Below are 16,750 nucleotides of genomic sequence, written 5' to 3'. Positions count from 1 at the left end.
GATGATTGAAATGAGTGGTATTGAAAAGTCTTTTAGTGGAACAAAAGTATTGAAAGGAGTCGATTTCACGTTAAGGGATGGAGAAATACATGCACTCATGGGAGAGAATGGTGCTGGTAAATCAACGATGATGAAAATCTTGGCTGGAATTTATTCACGAAATGAAGGCACGGTTAAAGTAAACGGCCAAGAGGTGAATTATACCAACCCTAAGCAAGCTGAAAAAGATGGTATTGCCGTCATTCATCAAGAACTAAACATCTTACCTGAATTATCTATTGCAGAGAATTTGTTTTTAGGAAATGAACAAACGATCGGTAAGACAGGTTGGATTAAGACTAAAGAAATGAACGAGATTGCGCAAAAACAACTTTCCAAGCTTGGATTACATGTAAAACCGTCTATGCTAGCCAAGCATCTATCTGTGGGGCAACAGCAAATTGTTGAAATAGCTAAGTCATTACTAATCAATGCTAAGTATATTGTCATGGATGAACCAACCGCTGCACTTACAGACCGCGAGATAGAAACACTATTCGAAACGATAGATGATTTGAAGAAACAAGGTGTCTCTTTCGTCTATATTTCACATCGCATGGAAGAAATATTTGCGATATGTGACCGAATTACAGTACTTCGAGATGGTGCATCCATAGGTACAAAGGTGATTAAAGAAACGAGCTTTGATGAAATAGTCAGCATGATGGTGGGGAGGGAACTTGGGGAGCGTTTTCCCGAACGAAAAGGATCACCATCTGACGTGAAATTAGAAATTGACAATTTGACTCGTGAAGATGAATTTGACTCCGTCTCCCTTCAAGTACGAGCAGGGGAAATTCTTGGTATATCAGGCTTAATGGGTGCAGGGCGTTCCGAATTAGTTGAAACCATTTTTGGCTACCGTCAACCTGATAAAGGAACAATAAAAGTCGATGGTAAACCAGTGAAAATAAAAAACCCAAGTTATGCGATGCAACAAGGGGTTGGATTTGTATCGGAAGATCGTAAGTCAAAAGGGTTAGTCGTTGATTCTTCCATTCAAAACAATTTGAATATGACTAGTTTACGAGAATTATCCCAAAATGGATGGATGCTACAACAAAAAGAACAAAGCCTTTATGAAACAATGGTTAAGAAATTAAATATTGTGTCTTCCAGTGCGGGCCAATTAGCTAAATCATTAAGTGGTGGTAATCAACAAAAAGTAGTTATCGCTAAGTGGCTAGCGATTAATCCGAAGATATTAATCTTGGACGAGCCCACTCGAGGGGTTGATGTTGGTGCCAAAAAAGAAATTTATTCTATTATGAATGATCTAGCTGATCAAGGTGTAGCCATCATCATGGTATCATCTGAATTACCCGAAATTATCGGAATGAGTACGAGGGTAGTTGTAATGTGTGAAGGGAAGCATATGGCAACACTTCAGCGTTCTGAGTTATCCGAAGAGAAAATAATGCACTATGCTACAGGAGGTAATTAAAATGCTTGATATAAAAAAGGTAAAGTCAATGCTTGGTTTGCTTGGCCCATTACTTGGTTTGTTTTTTATCGTCGTCATCATAAGTATCTTAAACCCAGAGTTTCTATCTACTAGTAACTTGCTAAATGTATTACGCCAGGTTTCGATTAATGCTTTGATTGCCTTTGGTATGACGTTTGTTATTTTGACAGGTGGTATTGACTTATCTGTCGGGTCAATTTTAGCCTTATCAGGTGCTGTAACAGCCTCTTTAATGGCAGCAGGAATGGACCCGGTTTTAGCAGTTATTATTGGTTTATTAACCGGTACATTATTAGGTGCTATTAATGGCCTAGTGATAGCTAAGGGGAAAGTTGCGCCTTTTATAGCGACATTAGCTACGATGACAGTATTTAGAGGATTTACTTTAATGTTAACGGATGGACGTCCTGTTTCAGGTTTAGGGGAGTCTGCTTTTTTTGAAATGTTAGGAAAGGGATATTTCTTTGGTATTCCTGTACCAGCTATTACCATGTTAGTTTCCTTTGTTGTTCTTTTCTTAATTTTAAAGAAGACAACTTTTGGTCGCCGTGTTTATGCAGTTGGTGGCAATGAAGAGGCTGCTATTCTATCAGGAATTAGTGCAACAAGAATTAAAATTTATGTTTACTCGTTAATCGGTTTCTTATCTGCTTTAGCAGGTATGATCTTAACATCTAGATTAAATTCTGCACAACCCACGGCAGGTCAAATGTATGAGTTGGATGCCATCGCAGCAGTTGTACTAGGTGGAACAAGTTTGACAGGAGGTAAAGGGTGGATTTTTGGTACCTTTATTGGTGCCTTAATCATAGGGGTCCTTAACAATGGACTCAACTTGTTGGGAGTAAGTTCCTTTTTCCAACAAGTAGTAAAAGGTAGTGTCATTCTATTAGCGGTATTACTAGACCGTAAAAATGCTTAAAGGAGTGGAAATTATGTTAAAGAAAACAGTATTATTTTGGATAATCTTAGTGGTAGGTAGTGTACTAATGGCGTGTTCAACAGAATCACCAGTCGAAGAGGAAAGTGGTAGTGAGGACAACGATGGAGAGTTAACGATTGGCTTTTCCATTTCAACGTTAAACAACCCATTTTTTGTTACCCTTCAAGAAGGGGCGGAAGCAAAGGCTGAGGAAATTGGTGCTGAATTAATTACCGTAGATTCACAAGATGATGTTGCAAAGCAAATTAATGATGTAGAGGATTTAATTGAAAGAGAAGTGGATGTTATTATGATTAATCCGACAGATTCAGCATCCGTAGTAGCAGCAGTTGAATCTGCGAATTCAGCTGGTATTCCTGTCGTTACATTAGATCGTGCTGCAGATTCTGGCGATGTTGCCGTTCATGTTGCTTCAGATAATATCGCAGGTGGCGAATTAGCAGGTGAGCTGATGGTAGAATTAGTTGGTGAAGATGCTCAAGTAGCTGAACTAGAAGGAATCTCAGGTTCTTCCGCAGCTCGTGAGCGTGGTCAAGGATTCCATAATATAGCGGAAGATTCATTAGACATTGTAACTTCTCAGACAGCTAATTTTAACCGTGCAGAAGCTTTATCTGTAATGGAGAATATCTTGCAAAGCAACTCAGAAATCACAGGAGTTTTTGCTCATAATGATGAAATGGCACTTGGTGCATTAGAAGCAATAGAAGCAGCCGGACGTGATGATATTCATATTATCGGCTTTGATGCAACAGATGACGCGGTTGCTGCTGTGGAAGAGGGGAGAATGGCTGGCACTGTTGCCCAACAGCCAACCATAATTGGCGAAACAGCTATTGTAGAAGCAGAAAAAATCTTTAAAGGTGAAGAAGTGGAAGAGTTTGTTCCGGTAGAACTGGAATTAATTCAAGAATAGTGACAGTATGTAAGTAGTAGAGGTGTTTTATACTACCCAATAATCATCGTATTCTCGATGTGATTGGGTAGTTTTTCTTTGTTGACAGTAAGGGGTACGTGAAAAGTGGTGTATACATTCTATGCCATAGTCACCGGCAATACGATTGAATTACCATTCCTCATGCGCTTAAGTTTATATCGTTAGTAGATAAAAAAGAATATGTTATTGATAGTTATCGATTTCAAACTTGGATAAGATAACTGGTTTGGTAGATGATATTTATGGGTATGTATAATTTGGTGAGACTTCGATGGTGTATTATGAAAGATATTTTAAGCAAAATAGGGAAGCAATGTTCGATCATGTATACAAAGAAAATCTTTGCTACTATTTACTTAAAGGGCAGGTAGTGTTATTTTAATATAGTTGATAAGTTGTAGGAGAGGTAGGAAGTTCATGAAAAAAATATCAAGTGTATTTTGGATAACGGTTTCGATCGTTTTGGCAGCAGTTATTTTCGGAATGGTAGCTCCAAGTAGTTTCGAAGAATTGACTGGAAACATCCAAGCGATGATCTCGTCTGCGTTTGGATGGTATTATCTTATATTGGTAACAGTGGTTGTTATTTTTTGTATATTTTTGATTTTTAGTCCCGTTGGTGCTATTAAGCTTGGGAAGCCTGATGAAAAACCGGAATATAAGAAAACAACATGGTTTGCGATGCTCTTTAGTGCCGGTATGGGTATTGGTCTGGTATTCTGGGGTGCAGCAGAGCCGCTATCACATTTCCTCGAACCGCCACTTGCCGAAGGTGGCACAAATGCTGCGCAAAAAGAAGCAATGAGATATGTCTTTTTTCACTGGGGTCTTCATGCATGGGGAATCTATGCAGTTGTAGCCTTAGCTTTAGCTTATTTTAAATTCCGCAAAGATGAACCTGGTTTAATATCTGCTACACTAAAACCGATATTCGGTTCAAAAATGGATGGTGCTTTTGGGAAAGTAGTTGACGTCCTAGCAGTATTTGCAACAGTAGTTGGAGTTGCAACCACGTTAGGGTTCGGTGCCGCACAGATTAATGGTGGTCTATCCTATTTAACAGATGTGCCAAATAGCTTCATCGTACAGTTCATCATTATTATCATCGTTACTGTATTATTTATGATATCTGCTTCAACTGGTTTAGGTAAAGGTATCAAATACTTAAGTAATACGAATATGGTCTTAGCTGTTGGTTTATTTGCTTTAATGTTTTTTATTGGTCCCACTATTTTGATTTTAAATATGTTCACAGACTCGGTAGGTGGATATATACAAAACATTATGCGGATGAGTTTTCGTATTGCACCGCTCGATGGTGAGCACCGTAATTGGATTAACGACTGGACGATTTTTTATTGGGCATGGTGGATTTCGTGGTCACCATTCGTAGGTATCTTTATCGCTCGTGTGTCACGAGGTCGGACGATTCGCGAATTTATGATAGGGGTATTATTATTACCAGCTGTCGTTAGTTTTCTATGGTTCACCACCTTCGGTACATCCTCAATTGGTGTACAAAACAGTGGAAATATCGATTTATCTTCATTTCCAACTGAGCAAGTGTTATTCGCTATGTTCAGTGAATATCCTGGATCGATTGTATTGTCCATAGTAGCCATTTTATTGGTTAGTACATTCTTTATTACATCAGCCGATTCGGCAACTTTCGTATTGGGGATGCAGACTACTTACGGTTCGTTAACACCTCCAAACAGTGTGAAGTTAACATGGGGGGTAGCACAATCTGCGGTAGCGATAGTACTATTATATAGTGGGGGACTGCAAGCATTACAAAATACCCTGATCATCGCAGCACTCCCGTTCTCCATTATTATGTGTTTAATGATGCTTTCGCTATATCGATCTTTAGCGAAGGAGAAGAAGGAGCTTGGTCTTTATCTCAAGCCTAAGCCTCGAAAGAATAAACGAGCAGAACAAAAATAATCATAATCTCGTGGCACGATTAAACGTGTTACGGGATTATTTTTTTATCATTCTCAGTTCTTTTATGCAGGGAACATTTGTTCTTGTGTGAGCAATGCGTTTTTGATATACTATTGGTGGATGTAAACAACTTTATAATGTTCAAAGCAAAGAAGAAAGAAGGGTGATAAGCATTGTCTGTATTAATGAAAGTCCATGAAGACACTCCAACTTATATTGATCATGATCAGTTGTTCAAACAACTGATTGGTACATTTTTTGATGAATTCATCGAAGTATTCTTCCCCTCTGTACATCAACAACTAGATTTTTCCTCACTCAAACCTCTTTCAGATGAAGTATTTACGGATTTGATTCACGGAGAAAGAAGACGTGCTGACATAGTTATGGAAGGCAGGTTGAAAGAACAGGATACGCTTATTATTATTCATGTAGAATCACAGAGTTATGAGCAAAAGAATTTTCATGAAAGAATGTATCATTACTTTAGTATATTGTATAATAGGTATAGAAAACCAATTATCCCCATTGCAGTATTCAGTTATGATAAGGTTCGTGATGAACAGGATTATTTTGAATTGACTTTCCCTTTCCTCCATGTTTTAACTTTTCATTTTTTAAAAATAGAACTAAAGAAACAGGATTGGCGTTCGTTTCTAAGATCCAATAACCCAGTTGCAGCAGCCTTACTTAGTAAAATGGGTTATAAGAATAGCGAAAAGGTACAAGTGAAAAAAGAATTTCTGCGTATGCTGGCAAAATTAGAATTAGATGCGGCTAAAATGGAATTGATATATGGCTTTTTTGAAACGTATGTAAAATTAAATCAAATAGAGGAGGATAAACTAATGGAAAGCATACAGAACTCAAATGATGAAAGCTTAGAGGAATTTGTAAAAAAATTACCTAACTCCTGGCGTGATAAAGGATTACGTGAAGGAAGAGAAAAGGGATTAGCTGAAGGAAGAGAAATCGGAAAACAAATAGGAAAACAAATCGGACAACAAATTGGACAACAAATCGGCAGAGAAGAAGGAGAAAAAATAGCAAAAAAAGAAATGGCAAAGAAAATGCTGTCCAAGGGCATGCAACCTGAATATGTAATGGAGATAACAGGGCTAACAAAAGAAGAACTCGAGAATTTTGGAAGTGAATCATAACAATATGAAGTTTAATCGTCAATCTCAAGTGGAGAGTGAAAATTTGTCGTATAATTAATAAATCACTTTTTGGCAGCCCACAAGCATAGCTTATGGGCTGCTTTATCATGTTATTCGCTGTTTTGCTTGTTGTAGTCTTCAGTATATTCTTCGATTACTTGGGCGCCGCCTGCATTTTTCCATTTCTCAATGGCTTCATCGAATCCTGCTTCATCAATTTGACCTAGGAAGTATTGGTAGGTAGCATCTTCCATAATTTGATTGAGTGTTTCAGATTTATCAGCCCATGTTGGTGATTCTAATGCTGCTGTTGGGTCGTGAACCAAGTAATTATTGTTATCTTCATATAATTCATCTGCTTTTGCACGTGGTTCATAGTCATAGTATCCCGTATAACGGCCGTTTGTTTCTGGTTCACCAATTTCAAATGGTGTGTACGGGCGGATTTCTTGATTGTACTTGTCTTCACTTTCATCGAGAACCTTAGCAAAACCATCAATCACTTCATAATGTTCTCCTTCAATACCCCAGTAAAGTAAGTTAGAGCCTTCTGGAGTCATTAAATAATCGAAAAATCCAAGAATTCCTTTCAGTTCTTCTTCTGTTTCAACAGATTGTTTCGGAAAAATAAGCATGCTTCCATAGCCTGGGATGGCACGCGTTCGATATTCCCCGTCAGGACCTTCAATGTAATTGTGGACATCCAATTCTACATCAGGATTAATGGCAACTGCATCACGATACATTGGTTCCACATCACCCATCGTACCAATATAAACGCCAGCAGTACCATTCTTTAGCATCTCTTGTTGGTCTGTTTTACTTGTTACAGGAGCATCTTTGTTGATGTAGCCATTATCAAACAAGCTTTTGAAATAATCCATTGCTTCCCGGTATTCAGGAAACATAAATTGTGGTAAAAGCTGCCCATCTTTTTCTCCCCATCTATTAGGTGCTCCGTGCCATGTCGCAAAGTTTTCAAATGTTCCTAGGATTTCTCGGTCTGTTAAACCAATCGTGTCATCCTGGCCATTTCCATCAGGGTCATCTTCAGTGAATGCTTTCATCATTTCGTATAATTCATCAAGGTTGGTTGGTGTATCAAGTCCTAGGTTCTCAGCCCAATCTTTTCGATAAATAAGTCCTTGGCGAGATAGAGGTCGGCCTGCGTAAAGGGTATATAGCTTACCATCGATCATTGTATTTTTTAGAATATCTTCATTTAGTTTGTTCAAGTTAGGAAACTCTTCAAGGTAGGGGCCTATCTCCCAGTATTGTCCGTCACGCACTGCTTCTTTTTGTTGATCCAATGTCACGTCTTTTAGTAGAAATACATCAGGGAGATTACCGGTTGCGATTTGTGAATTCAATGTTTCTGCATAGTTATTGTCAGGTACCCAGCGAATATCTAATTCTGTGTTGGTAGCTTCTTCTAATAATTCTTCGAGGCGACTGTCAGGTACTTCTGGAACATGCAAGTTAAACATCATGGAAATTTCTTGTGGACCATCATCATTATCCTCATTATTTGAAGCGCTTTCATTTTTGGAACAAGCAAATAGAAACAGAGCTAATGATACAAACAGGAGAAAAGCCAGCCGAATTTTATTTTTTTCCATCTTTCACACAACCCCTTTTTGTTTTTAATGCGATAAAGCAAACTGCCTCAATGAACGATTGGACACCTCCTTGTCAATAACAACGTTGTTATTTTCAGGTAAGAACCCGAGTGAAATAATTGTATGCAAATTCTTCACGAAAGTAAATAGTAAATTGGAATTAAATATCCTTCGACAAAATTAATATGTTGTTTAGAATCATTACGAGTTACTGTGAGTAGTGAAAGTTATATTAATAATGTTTAGAGATAACAGACGCTAACTACCTGATAAGTTTCGCTAAGGAATAGTGGTGACACAAACCCCGCTGATCTTAGTCTCATTTTATGACTTTAGCGGTCTGCAGCGCAATAGTTTAACTAGCTAATCATTGAACTGGTGAGTTTCGATATGAGAATTTTATAAAAGCGCAAGAATTATAGTTTGCTCCGTTTTAGGGCAGTACAACAATTCTTAGGAGGGCTGCTTAGAGCAAGCCCTCTCATTCATTTACGGTTGAATTACTCCAACACCAGCATATTGTGTAACGAGTGATTTTACATCTTCAACTGGTGTAAGTGTATAGTTATATGGAACGGTATAGTTGGTTGTGGATGTCGTTGGTTGACTGCCAGTGCTGTTGATGTATAAGTTGTTGGAAACGTTCCAGTACCCTGGAGAACTACTATACCAAGCGCCAAGTGGATCCTTGGAATTCTCAAATACGTTATTTTCTATAAGTAGTTCAGCTCCCATTCTGGCATTAATCCCTGTATCGATAATTCCTTCAAAGTAATTATTATACAAGTGACCTTCGCCATGACGGTAGCTAGGGACTCGCGAATTCAAGTTTTGAAAATGATTATGGTGGAACGTAATGTTTCGATCGTCGCTGTCACTATCTGATGACCCCATTAACATCGCTTTCCAGCCATCATGGACATAGTTCCATGAGAAAGTAATATTAAATGCATCCCGTTTCACATCAAATAAACCATCATAGTAGTCTTTGTCCACATTTAGGCTAGCATAAAGTTCATTATGATCCACCCAAATGTTGTTTGATGGTCCTTCAATGCTAATGGCATCCTTGTCACCGGTACGTACTTCATGAATCGTGAGATTACGGATTATAACATTATCTGCTCGCCACACTTTAATGCCTATGCCGTCTAATTCCCCATTAGTACCAACACCTAATAAGGAAACATCTGATACATCCTTAATGTTAATTTTGCTGTCAGGCGTATTGTCTGGTGTAATGGTTCCATTGACATAAATGGTTAAAGGTGTATGATCTTCTTTGTCCTTTAACGCTTGAACAAGTTCGTCTCCTGTATGAACAGTTACGGTATCTCCACCTGCGCCACCAGTTGTACCGCCATTTTGCGTGGCAAAACCGGTCATACTGAAATCAGGATTACTTGCAGAGACAGATTGGAACGACAAACCGAATAATAGAGTAACGAAAAGACTGAAAGACAACCACTTAAGCAATTTTTTCTTCATTTTTTCTCACGTCCTTTTCATTATTGTTTGAAGCTTACGTTTGACACCGAAGCGATAAAACATCCGTCCTCCTTTCGTATAGATACTTAAATCATATCACGTAAGCGTTTTCTATAAATAATCATTTTTACATATATTATCCTTAAAATTGAATTATTTACCATTTAGTAAGAAGTAGACGAGGTGTAAAACGGAAATAAAGTTACAATTTTGAATTTGTAATGTGAGATAATGATTATTTTTTTGTATCCGGATAGAACGGGAAGTAAATGAAATATGTATCAGCTTGTATTTAAATACTAATTATCTAAATATTCAAAAAATGCTTGCATTCAAAATGAATATTTCGTATAATCCTATTTAAAGATTGAGTAAATCAATAGTTAAAAAGCGATGAAAAGGGAAAGTAAGTTTCGAGCGTTTTTCGACAGAGAGCTTCGGTAGCTGAAAAGAAGCAAAAATGCAGATGCTGAAAATGGCCTTCGAGCTTCGTGCTGAACGTGTCTATTTATGACACAAGTAAGTGACGACGAGATTTGGTACTCGTTATCTATACCAAAGTATGAAAGCCTGTTTTGGTGGAGTACTTGTAAAGACTGTATATGTGAGTATGCAGTAAACTAAGGTGGTACCGTGTTGAAAATAATATCAACGCCCTTATTGTTCATTGAACAATAGGGGCGTTTTTTAATGCTCCGGATCATCAGGAAGGCTTTCACCAATCAAACATTTTCAAGGAGGAATAATATGACAAAGCATTTAGTTTTTCAATCAGATTTTGGTACAAGTGATGGTGCAGTAAGTGCCATGTATGGAGTGGCAAAAACAGTCGATCATGCCCTAGATTTATATGATGTTACCCACGATATACCACAATATAATATTTGGGAGGCATCTTACCGGTTGTACCAGACGATTTGTTATTGGCCAGAAGGTTCTGTTTTTGTATCTGTTGTTGATCCAGGGGTAGGCTCTGATCGATTAAGTATCGTAGTGAAAACGAAAGATAATCGTTTTATCGTTACACCAGATAACGGAACGATTACCCATATTGAGAATTCTGTTGGTATTGAAGAAGCTAGAGTAATTGATGAAAAGCTAAACAGGCTGGCAAGGTCCTATGAATCTTATACGTTTCATGGAAGAGATGTTTATGCCTACACAGGAGCTAGGCTTGCTGCTGGAGTTATCACGTTTGAAGAAGTTGGGCAGAAAATTGACGTAGATCAGCTGGTAAAACTTTCAACGCCAAGTGTGATAGTAGATGGAGGGATTATTAAGGGGACGATTGATATATTAGATATCCGTTTTGGTAATCTCTGGACCAATATTCATAAACGCTACTTTCAGGAAGCTTCCATTGACTATGGAGATACATTAGAAGTAACGATTTTAGATGATACACGACAAGTATATAAAAACGTGATGTCCTACGGTAAGTCATTTGCAGATACACAGGTTGGCGAGCCATTGCTATATATTAATTCCTTAGAGAATATTGGTGTGGCTTTAAATCAAGGATCTTTTGCTAAGGCATATCATATTAAGACAGGCGAAAAGTGGAAAATTTTTATACGCAAAGCACCTAAAATTGTGTATAGTTAAGAGTAAGAATATTTCGATAATTATTGTCATACAGCTATGAATCAACAGAAATCAACTTGTTAGCAATAAAACTAATTTAAATAAAGGAGAGAGAAATCAATGAAAGGTAATTTATCAATTAGAACGATTGTTGCTATTGGTATTGGTGCTGCTGTATATGTGATTTTGGGGCGTTTTTTAACGATTCCAACAGGAATTCCCAACACAAATATTGAGACAGCAGTTGCATTTCTAGCATTTATGGCTGTATTATTTGGCCCTGTCGCCGGAGGACTTATTGGTCTTATCGGTCATGCACTGAAGGATGTTTTACTTTGGGGATCTATTTGGTGGAGTTGGGTTTTTGTTTCACTATTTATCGGGTTGTTCATTGGTTTATTTGCACGCCGAATTGCTATAGAGAATGGAGAATTTGGTACGAAACAAATCATTTCATTTAATGTAGTGCAAGTGATTGTGCAGGTGATTGGCTGGTTCCTTTTAGCGCCATTATTAGATATTATTATATATGCAGAGCCAGCAAACAAAGTATTTACTCAAGGTGCAGTAGCAGGTGTTTCCAATATTATCTCTGTTGGTGTCATTGGTACGATCTTACTTGCAGCATACGCGAAGACACGGACGAAAGGTAATAGTTTATCAAAGGAAGCCTAATTAGATAAAGGAGTAGAGAATGAGACAACCGATAATAGAATTTAATCATTTCACATTTAAATATTACAGCCAAACTGACCCAACTTTAAAAAATATCGATGTAACCATTTACCAAGGTGAAAAAGTATTAATTCTAGGTCCATCTGGTTCAGGGAAAAGCACCCTAGTCCATTGTTTAAATGGGCTAGTTCCATTCTCTTATAAAGGGGATATTGAAGGGGAACTTTTTATCAAAGGCAACGATACAAGAAACTTGGATATCTTTACGATCTCACGAATGGTAGGTACGGTATTACAAGATACAGATGGACAATTCATTGGGCTTAATGTTGGGGAAGATATCGCTTTTTCATTAGAAAATGAAAAGGTTCCTCAGCACGTGATGAAAGAATCCGTTCAACGAGTAGCAGAACTAGTGGAAATAGAGCGCCATATAGATCATTCTATCCATGAGCTTTCTGGTGGACAAAAACAGCGTGTCTCAGTTGGCGGTGTTATGGTAAACGAGGAGGTTGAGATTTTACTTTTCGACGAGCCACTGGCCAATTTAGACCCTGCAACAGGTCAATATGCCATGGAATTAATAGACCGTATTCATCAAGAAACAAATAACACCATCATGATGATTGAACACCGTTTAGAAGATGCACTCCATATTGATTTTGATAGGGTTATTGTGCTCGATGAAGGAGAGGTTGTTTTCAACGGTGCTCCCAAGCAATTGTTAGCATCTCATGTCTTAAACCAAGTACATATACGCGAACCACTTTATTTAAAGGCATTGAAGTATAGTGGATGTGAGATCGAGCCGGATATGGGGTTGGAGCACATAGATACCTTAAACATTGCTGAGGACTGCCAGCTGCAATTAAAGCAATGGTATACCAAGTCTATGGAACGAGGTGAAGAGGAGGCATTCACACCACTATTGGAAGTAAATAACTTAAATTTCCGTTACCAGCAAGACCCGATTTTACAGAATATCTCCTTTTCGATTCAGCAGGGAGAGATGGTCAGTATCGTTGGCAAGAATGGTGCAGGTAAATCTACTTTGTCCAAGCTTATTTGTGGTTTTGAGATAATGAATAGTGGACAGATTTTTTTAGAAGGAGAAGACATCACCAATCAAACGATATTTGAAAGGGCTAACCACATTGGTTTTGTCTTACAAAATCCGAATCATATGATTTCCAAGCATATGATTTATGATGAAGTTGCCTTGGGTCTTGTTAATCGCGGATATTCTCAGAAAGAGATCGAGGAAAGAGTTTGGGAAACGCTTAAAGTTTGCGGATTATACCAGTTCCGCAATTGGCCAATCTCTGCTTTAAGTTACGGGCAGAAGAAAAGGGTAACAATTGCTTCTATTTTAGTTTTAGAGCCAAATATAATCATCTTGGACGAGCCAACTGCCGGACAGGATTTTCGTCATTATACAGAAATGATGGAATTTTTACGGCAACTAAATGATAATGGGACAACGATATTATTCATTACACATGATATGCACCTGATGCTGGAGTACACTTCAAGGTCGATTGTACTAGCAGATGGTCGATTAATTGCAGATGAGTCCGCTGTTGATGTTATAACAAATGATGAAATAGTCGACAAGGCAAACTTAAAGCGTACTTCATTATTTGACATTGCAGTAAAAGTAGGTATTTCAGATCCAAAGCAGTTTGTTCATCACTTTATTTCTTATGATAGAAAGGTTCGAGCAAGATGGCAGTAAATATATTGGGTTATATGGAACGAACATCACCAATACACAAGTTATCAGGAATTACTAAGCTGATCGTTTTTTTAATTTGGTCTTCTGTTGCTATGCTAACTTATGATACTAGGGTATTGCTTGTGTTATTGATTGCAAGTCTTGTTATCTTCCAGCTATCGAAGATTCAACTAAAAGACATATCCTTTGTACTGATCATTATTCTAGCGTTTCTCGCTCTTAATAATGTGGCGATTTATCTATTTTCGCCCCAAGAAGGTGTTCAAATCTATGGCAGTAGTCATGTGATTTGGGATGGGATAGGCAGATATAATCTGACATGGGAGCAATTATTCTACCAAATGAATATTACATTGAAATATTTTGTCGTGATCCCAGCTGCCTTATTGTTTATTCTGACCACGCACCCTAGTGAATTTGCAGCATCTCTTAATAAAGTTGGTATTAGTTATAAAATAGGCATTGCAGTATCGTTGGCATTGCGTTATATACCAGATATCCAACGTGATTTTCGTACTATCGCTCAAGTCCAGCAGACGAGAGGAATTGATTTGTCCAAAAATGAAAAACTAACAAAACGTCTAAAAAACGTCATTTCCATTATGGTGCCATTAATTTTTTCCAGTCTCGACCGGATTGAAGTAATCAGTAATGCCATGGAGTTACGCAGCTTTGGGAAACATAAACAACGTACCTGGTATAGCGCCCGACCGCTATTAAAGGCAGATGTGTTTACCTTAATGATTAGTCTGGTGCTTTTTATCGCAGCTATGGTGATTACCTTTCATGATGGGACTCGGTTTTATAATCCATTTTAGAATGACTATTCTAGTTGTGTGAAGGATTTGGAAAATGATTAATACTACATTCCATTTGCTCAAGTTATAAGAAGTCCTAAGAGAAATAATCATGCGAAGAGTATAAAACTAGGAGCCTATGGAATGAACTAATCTAAATTAGAACATTCCTAGGCTCTATTTATTTATCCTTGTGTAAAATTTCTCCTTGCTTTACATTCGCTAGCCGTATATTGCAATTTGTTTGATTAATATGTTTAACAAAGATTTTAGGTGCTTCACTATCCGTTACAATATAGCTAAAGTCATCAATTGTTAATCCGTATAAAAAAGCATGGCGATTAATTTTAGATGAGTCTGCTAGTAAAATTAGTGATGATGTAATTTCCTTTAGTGTAACAGCTAGTTGTTGTGCGTCTGCTTTTGCGAAATAACAGCCTTTTTCATCAAGGCCAATACAAGAGAATATAGCCTTATCAAAACGGTATTCTCTTAATTCATGGTATAATTTAGGTCCATTTAATAAACCATCGGCATTTAACTCTCCACCAAGCAGATGGATTTTCCATTTACCTTGTTTACTCCATAAATGATTTGCTAATACAATCGAATTTGTTACAATCGTTAATTCCAGATCAACAGGAATCAAACCAGCAAACACTAAACAGGTCGTTTTACCATCTAAAAATATACTATCCCCTTTTTCTATTAAGGTTAGGCATTCCTTCCCGATTGCTCTTTTTTCATTGTATTGAATGGAAAGTCGGTCTTCATAAGGAATATATCTTGAAGCTTTTTCTACTTTTTCAGCACCACCATAAACTCTTTTCACATAACCACTATCTGCTAAGATTCGTAAATCTCTTCTTAGCGTTTCCTCTGAAACTTCATATTTAGTGATAAGTTGTTCCACCGAAACCTTTCCATCATGTTCAATGATTTGTAAGATTTCTGCTCTTCTATTAGTAGATTTCATGATGTACCTTGTTGCTTAACGTTTTTAGACTAATCGATTCACTGATCGACGGGTGTATTTTTGGAATACTTTTGGAATTTAGCAGAAAAGGAAAACGACCGTGAACAGGAATAACCTTTTTGGGTTTTACTTGTTCAATGAAATGAGTAATTGCCTGATGAGTAGCATGTCCCCCGTTGCTAATATTATGATACTCGATTTCCAAATCTTCCAGCCACTTCATCACGATATTTCGATCAATTGGTGCATCCGCGTGAATAAAGTTTGATTGTATTGATCGGTCTCCTATTCGTTCGAATTCTATTAAAAACGGTAGGGAAGAAAAACTTAAATCTACTACATATTTATCTTTTTCTAAAACTATTTCTTCTATAGTGATCGGTGTGTATGGTAAATCAATTTCATTTTTTTGACTTGTTAATACATGAATGGTCGCTGCTAATTCCGGATGAAACAATTCGTTCCTGTCTTTTGTAACATGGGACCAAAAGCAGGCAATTTTCTCATCCATGACGACTTCACGATTCGATTGCTTTGCTATATAAAGTAGGTTAGCAGTTCGCTCTACATCGAGCGGCAAGGCCATTAAATAGACAAGTCCATCGCTTTTAGAGACTATTTTAGAGAAATTTTCCAATACTAATGATTCACTTGCAGGAACTTGTTTTTGGAAAAGGGATGCTTTATTAACCATTGTCGTCTCAGTAATAAGCAAATCAATTTCTGCTTGTTGACATGTTTGGATGAATTTGTCCATTTTCTCTGGATGTGGTCCATGCATTCTCCAATCAGCAGTAAAAGCAAAAGCGTGTTCATCTGTGCGAATAATAAAGCCTGAAGAGCCTAGGACATTATGATCTACCTCTAATCCTTGTAATTGAAAATTATCTAGTTCAACCATTTCTTGATCTGTAAAGGTTATGATATTAGCATGGGTATCTGGATAATAGTTTGCTTTTATTAATGCCTGATAAATGAGGTAAGATGATTCATGCATAACTACTGTCACTTGTTGATCAAGGTAAGGAAGCAGTGCCATGTGATCTTGGTGGATATGAGAAACAAATACATATAACTTCTTAAACGTAGGGAAGGAAGATTGGTTCCATAATGATTGAATATTTTCTTTTTGTAAACCACGAAGTGCATCAGGCTTATAAAGTTCAAGAATTGGTGGCGCCATTCGGCTAAGTAAAAGCTGTCTTATCTCACTATTCTTAAGTGGTTGTATCGGGTCATTGACATGAATGAATGGTGCTCTAAATAGGCCACTATGTGCAATTCCGGCATCAAATAGTATACCTGTTTCGCCATGTCCAAATAATATGTGTACACCACCAACAGTATCTAGTCCTCCATAAAAAAATAATTGATGATCCATTCTT

The 16,750-nt window shown here is 37.5% G+C and carries 13 protein-coding genes and 1 other annotated feature; of the genes, 9 read left to right on the top strand and 4 right to left on the bottom strand.

Translation table 11 applies throughout. The features are described from left to right. Nucleotide 1 precedes the first annotated feature (1 nt). From D569_RS0101365 to D569_RS0101345, 5 genes are all read left to right on the top strand, one after another. A complete protein-coding gene (locus tag D569_RS0101365; protein ID WP_018930598.1) occupies nucleotides 2–1,483 on the top strand; it encodes a sugar ABC transporter ATP-binding protein in 1,482 nt (493 codons plus the stop codon). 1 nt (nucleotide 1,484) lies between these two features. Further along, nucleotides 1,485–2,426 carry an ABC transporter permease subunit gene (locus D569_RS0101360; RefSeq protein WP_018930597.1) on the top strand — a complete coding sequence of 314 codons (942 nt, stop codon included), beginning with the start codon at nucleotides 1,485–1,487 and terminating at the stop codon, nucleotides 2,424–2,426. A 13-nt stretch (nucleotides 2,427–2,439) separates the two neighbouring features. Further along, nucleotides 2,440–3,363: a ribose ABC transporter substrate-binding protein RbsB gene (gene rbsB / locus D569_RS0101355; RefSeq protein WP_018930596.1), complete on the top strand. Its 924-nt coding sequence runs from the start codon at nucleotides 2,440–2,442 to the stop codon at nucleotides 3,361–3,363. Nucleotides 3,364–3,801: 438 nt separating this feature from the next. Further along, nucleotides 3,802–5,331 (top strand): glycine betaine uptake BCCT transporter, encoded by a 1,530-nt coding sequence (locus tag D569_RS0101350; RefSeq protein WP_018930595.1) that lies wholly within the window; start codon nucleotides 3,802–3,804, stop codon nucleotides 5,329–5,331. 173 nt (nucleotides 5,332–5,504) lie between these two features. Continuing rightward, nucleotides 5,505–6,491, top strand: a complete 987-nt coding sequence (locus tag D569_RS0101345; RefSeq protein WP_018930594.1) for an RpnC/YadD family protein — start codon at nucleotides 5,505–5,507, stop codon at nucleotides 6,489–6,491. Between the two features lie 110 nt (nucleotides 6,492–6,601). Here D569_RS0101345 and D569_RS0101340 read toward each other — a convergent pair whose 3' ends face one another. Both D569_RS0101340 and D569_RS0101335 read right to left on the bottom strand, forming a co-directional pair. Continuing rightward, the gene (locus D569_RS0101340; protein WP_018930593.1) at nucleotides 6,602–8,110 is read right to left on the bottom strand and encodes an extracellular solute-binding protein; all 1,509 of its coding nucleotides are present in this window, start codon (nucleotides 8,108–8,110) and stop codon (nucleotides 6,602–6,604) included. A 489-nt stretch (nucleotides 8,111–8,599) separates the two neighbouring features. Next, entirely contained in the window at nucleotides 8,600–9,598 is a 999-nt protein-coding gene (locus tag D569_RS0101335; RefSeq protein ID WP_018930592.1) for a pectate lyase family protein, read from the bottom strand. 384 nt (nucleotides 9,599–9,982) lie between these two features. Continuing rightward, nucleotides 9,983–10,260 (top strand) — a binding site (T-box leader). 85 nt (nucleotides 10,261–10,345) lie between these two features. Between D569_RS0101335 and D569_RS0101330 the strand changes: the two genes are divergently transcribed. The 4 genes from D569_RS0101330 (at nucleotide 10,346) to D569_RS0101315 (ending at nucleotide 14,410) form a co-directional block, all read left to right on the top strand. Continuing rightward, nucleotides 10,346–11,203 carry an SAM hydrolase/SAM-dependent halogenase family protein gene (locus tag D569_RS0101330; protein WP_018930591.1) on the top strand — a complete coding sequence of 286 codons (858 nt, stop codon included), beginning with the start codon at nucleotides 10,346–10,348 and terminating at the stop codon, nucleotides 11,201–11,203. A 99-nt stretch (nucleotides 11,204–11,302) separates the two neighbouring features. Continuing rightward, on the top strand, nucleotides 11,303–11,857 hold the full coding sequence (locus tag D569_RS0101325; RefSeq protein ID WP_018930590.1) for an ECF-type riboflavin transporter substrate-binding protein: 555 nt from the start codon (nucleotides 11,303–11,305) through the stop codon (nucleotides 11,855–11,857). 19 nt (nucleotides 11,858–11,876) lie between these two features. Then, on the top strand, nucleotides 11,877–13,592 hold the full coding sequence (locus tag D569_RS0101320; protein ID WP_018930589.1) for an ABC transporter ATP-binding protein: 1,716 nt from the start codon (nucleotides 11,877–11,879) through the stop codon (nucleotides 13,590–13,592). Beyond that, the gene (locus D569_RS0101315) at nucleotides 13,583–14,410 is read left to right on the top strand and encodes an energy-coupling factor transporter transmembrane component T family protein (protein WP_018930588.1); all 828 of its coding nucleotides are present in this window, start codon (nucleotides 13,583–13,585) and stop codon (nucleotides 14,408–14,410) included. The genes D569_RS0101320 and D569_RS0101315 overlap by 10 nt, the downstream gene beginning before the upstream one ends. Before the next feature lie 160 nt (nucleotides 14,411–14,570). On the opposite strand, the gene D569_RS0101310 is transcribed toward D569_RS0101315, so the two are convergent. Both D569_RS0101310 and D569_RS0101305 read right to left on the bottom strand, forming a co-directional pair. Continuing rightward, nucleotides 14,571–15,365, bottom strand: a complete 795-nt coding sequence (locus tag D569_RS0101310; RefSeq protein ID WP_018930587.1) for a DeoR/GlpR family DNA-binding transcription regulator — start codon at nucleotides 15,363–15,365, stop codon at nucleotides 14,571–14,573. Beyond that, nucleotides 15,352–16,746 (bottom strand): MBL fold metallo-hydrolase RNA specificity domain-containing protein, encoded by a 1,395-nt coding sequence (locus D569_RS0101305; protein ID WP_018930586.1) that lies wholly within the window; start codon nucleotides 16,744–16,746, stop codon nucleotides 15,352–15,354. Before D569_RS0101305 ends, D569_RS0101310 begins: the two co-directional genes overlap by 14 nt. Between the last annotated feature and the right edge of the window lie 4 nt (nucleotides 16,747–16,750).

The organism is Gracilibacillus lacisalsi DSM 19029, from assembly GCF_000377765.1.
Classification (GTDB): domain Bacteria; phylum Bacillota; class Bacilli; order Bacillales; family Amphibacillaceae; genus Gracilibacillus; species Gracilibacillus lacisalsi.
Note: the sequence above shows the minus strand (reverse complement) of the source record. Positions and strands in the feature narration are given on the sequence as shown.

What these genes read in the sequence shown, in the direction of transcription:
- D569_RS0101365 (WP_018930598.1), top strand. Translation starts at nt 2, where the DNA reads ATGATTGAAATGAGTGGTATTGAAAAGTCTTTTAGTGGAACAAAAGTA.
- D569_RS0101360 (WP_018930597.1), top strand. Translation starts at nt 1,485, where the DNA reads ATGCTTGATATAAAAAAGGTAAAGTCAATGCTTGGTTTGCTTGGCCCA.
- rbsB (WP_018930596.1), top strand. Translation starts at nt 2,440, where the DNA reads ATGTTAAAGAAAACAGTATTATTTTGGATAATCTTAGTGGTAGGTAGT.
- D569_RS0101350 (WP_018930595.1), top strand. Translation starts at nt 3,802, where the DNA reads ATGAAAAAAATATCAAGTGTATTTTGGATAACGGTTTCGATCGTTTTG.
- D569_RS0101340 (WP_018930593.1), bottom strand. Translation starts at nt 8,110, where the DNA reads ATGGAAAAAAATAAAATTCGGCTGGCTTTTCTCCTGTTTGTATCATTA.
- D569_RS0101335 (WP_018930592.1), bottom strand. Translation starts at nt 9,598, where the DNA reads ATGAAGAAAAAATTGCTTAAGTGGTTGTCTTTCAGTCTTTTCGTTACT.
- D569_RS0101330 (WP_018930591.1), top strand. Translation starts at nt 10,346, where the DNA reads ATGACAAAGCATTTAGTTTTTCAATCAGATTTTGGTACAAGTGATGGT.
- D569_RS0101325 (WP_018930590.1), top strand. Translation starts at nt 11,303, where the DNA reads ATGAAAGGTAATTTATCAATTAGAACGATTGTTGCTATTGGTATTGGT.
- D569_RS0101320 (WP_018930589.1), top strand. Translation starts at nt 11,877, where the DNA reads ATGAGACAACCGATAATAGAATTTAATCATTTCACATTTAAATATTAC.
- D569_RS0101315 (WP_018930588.1), top strand. Translation starts at nt 13,583, where the DNA reads ATGGCAGTAAATATATTGGGTTATATGGAACGAACATCACCAATACAC.
- D569_RS0101310 (WP_018930587.1), bottom strand. Translation starts at nt 15,365, where the DNA reads ATGAAATCTACTAATAGAAGAGCAGAAATCTTACAAATCATTGAACAT.
- D569_RS0101305 (WP_018930586.1), bottom strand. Translation starts at nt 16,746, where the DNA reads ATGGATCATCAATTATTTTTTTATGGAGGACTAGATACTGTTGGTGGT.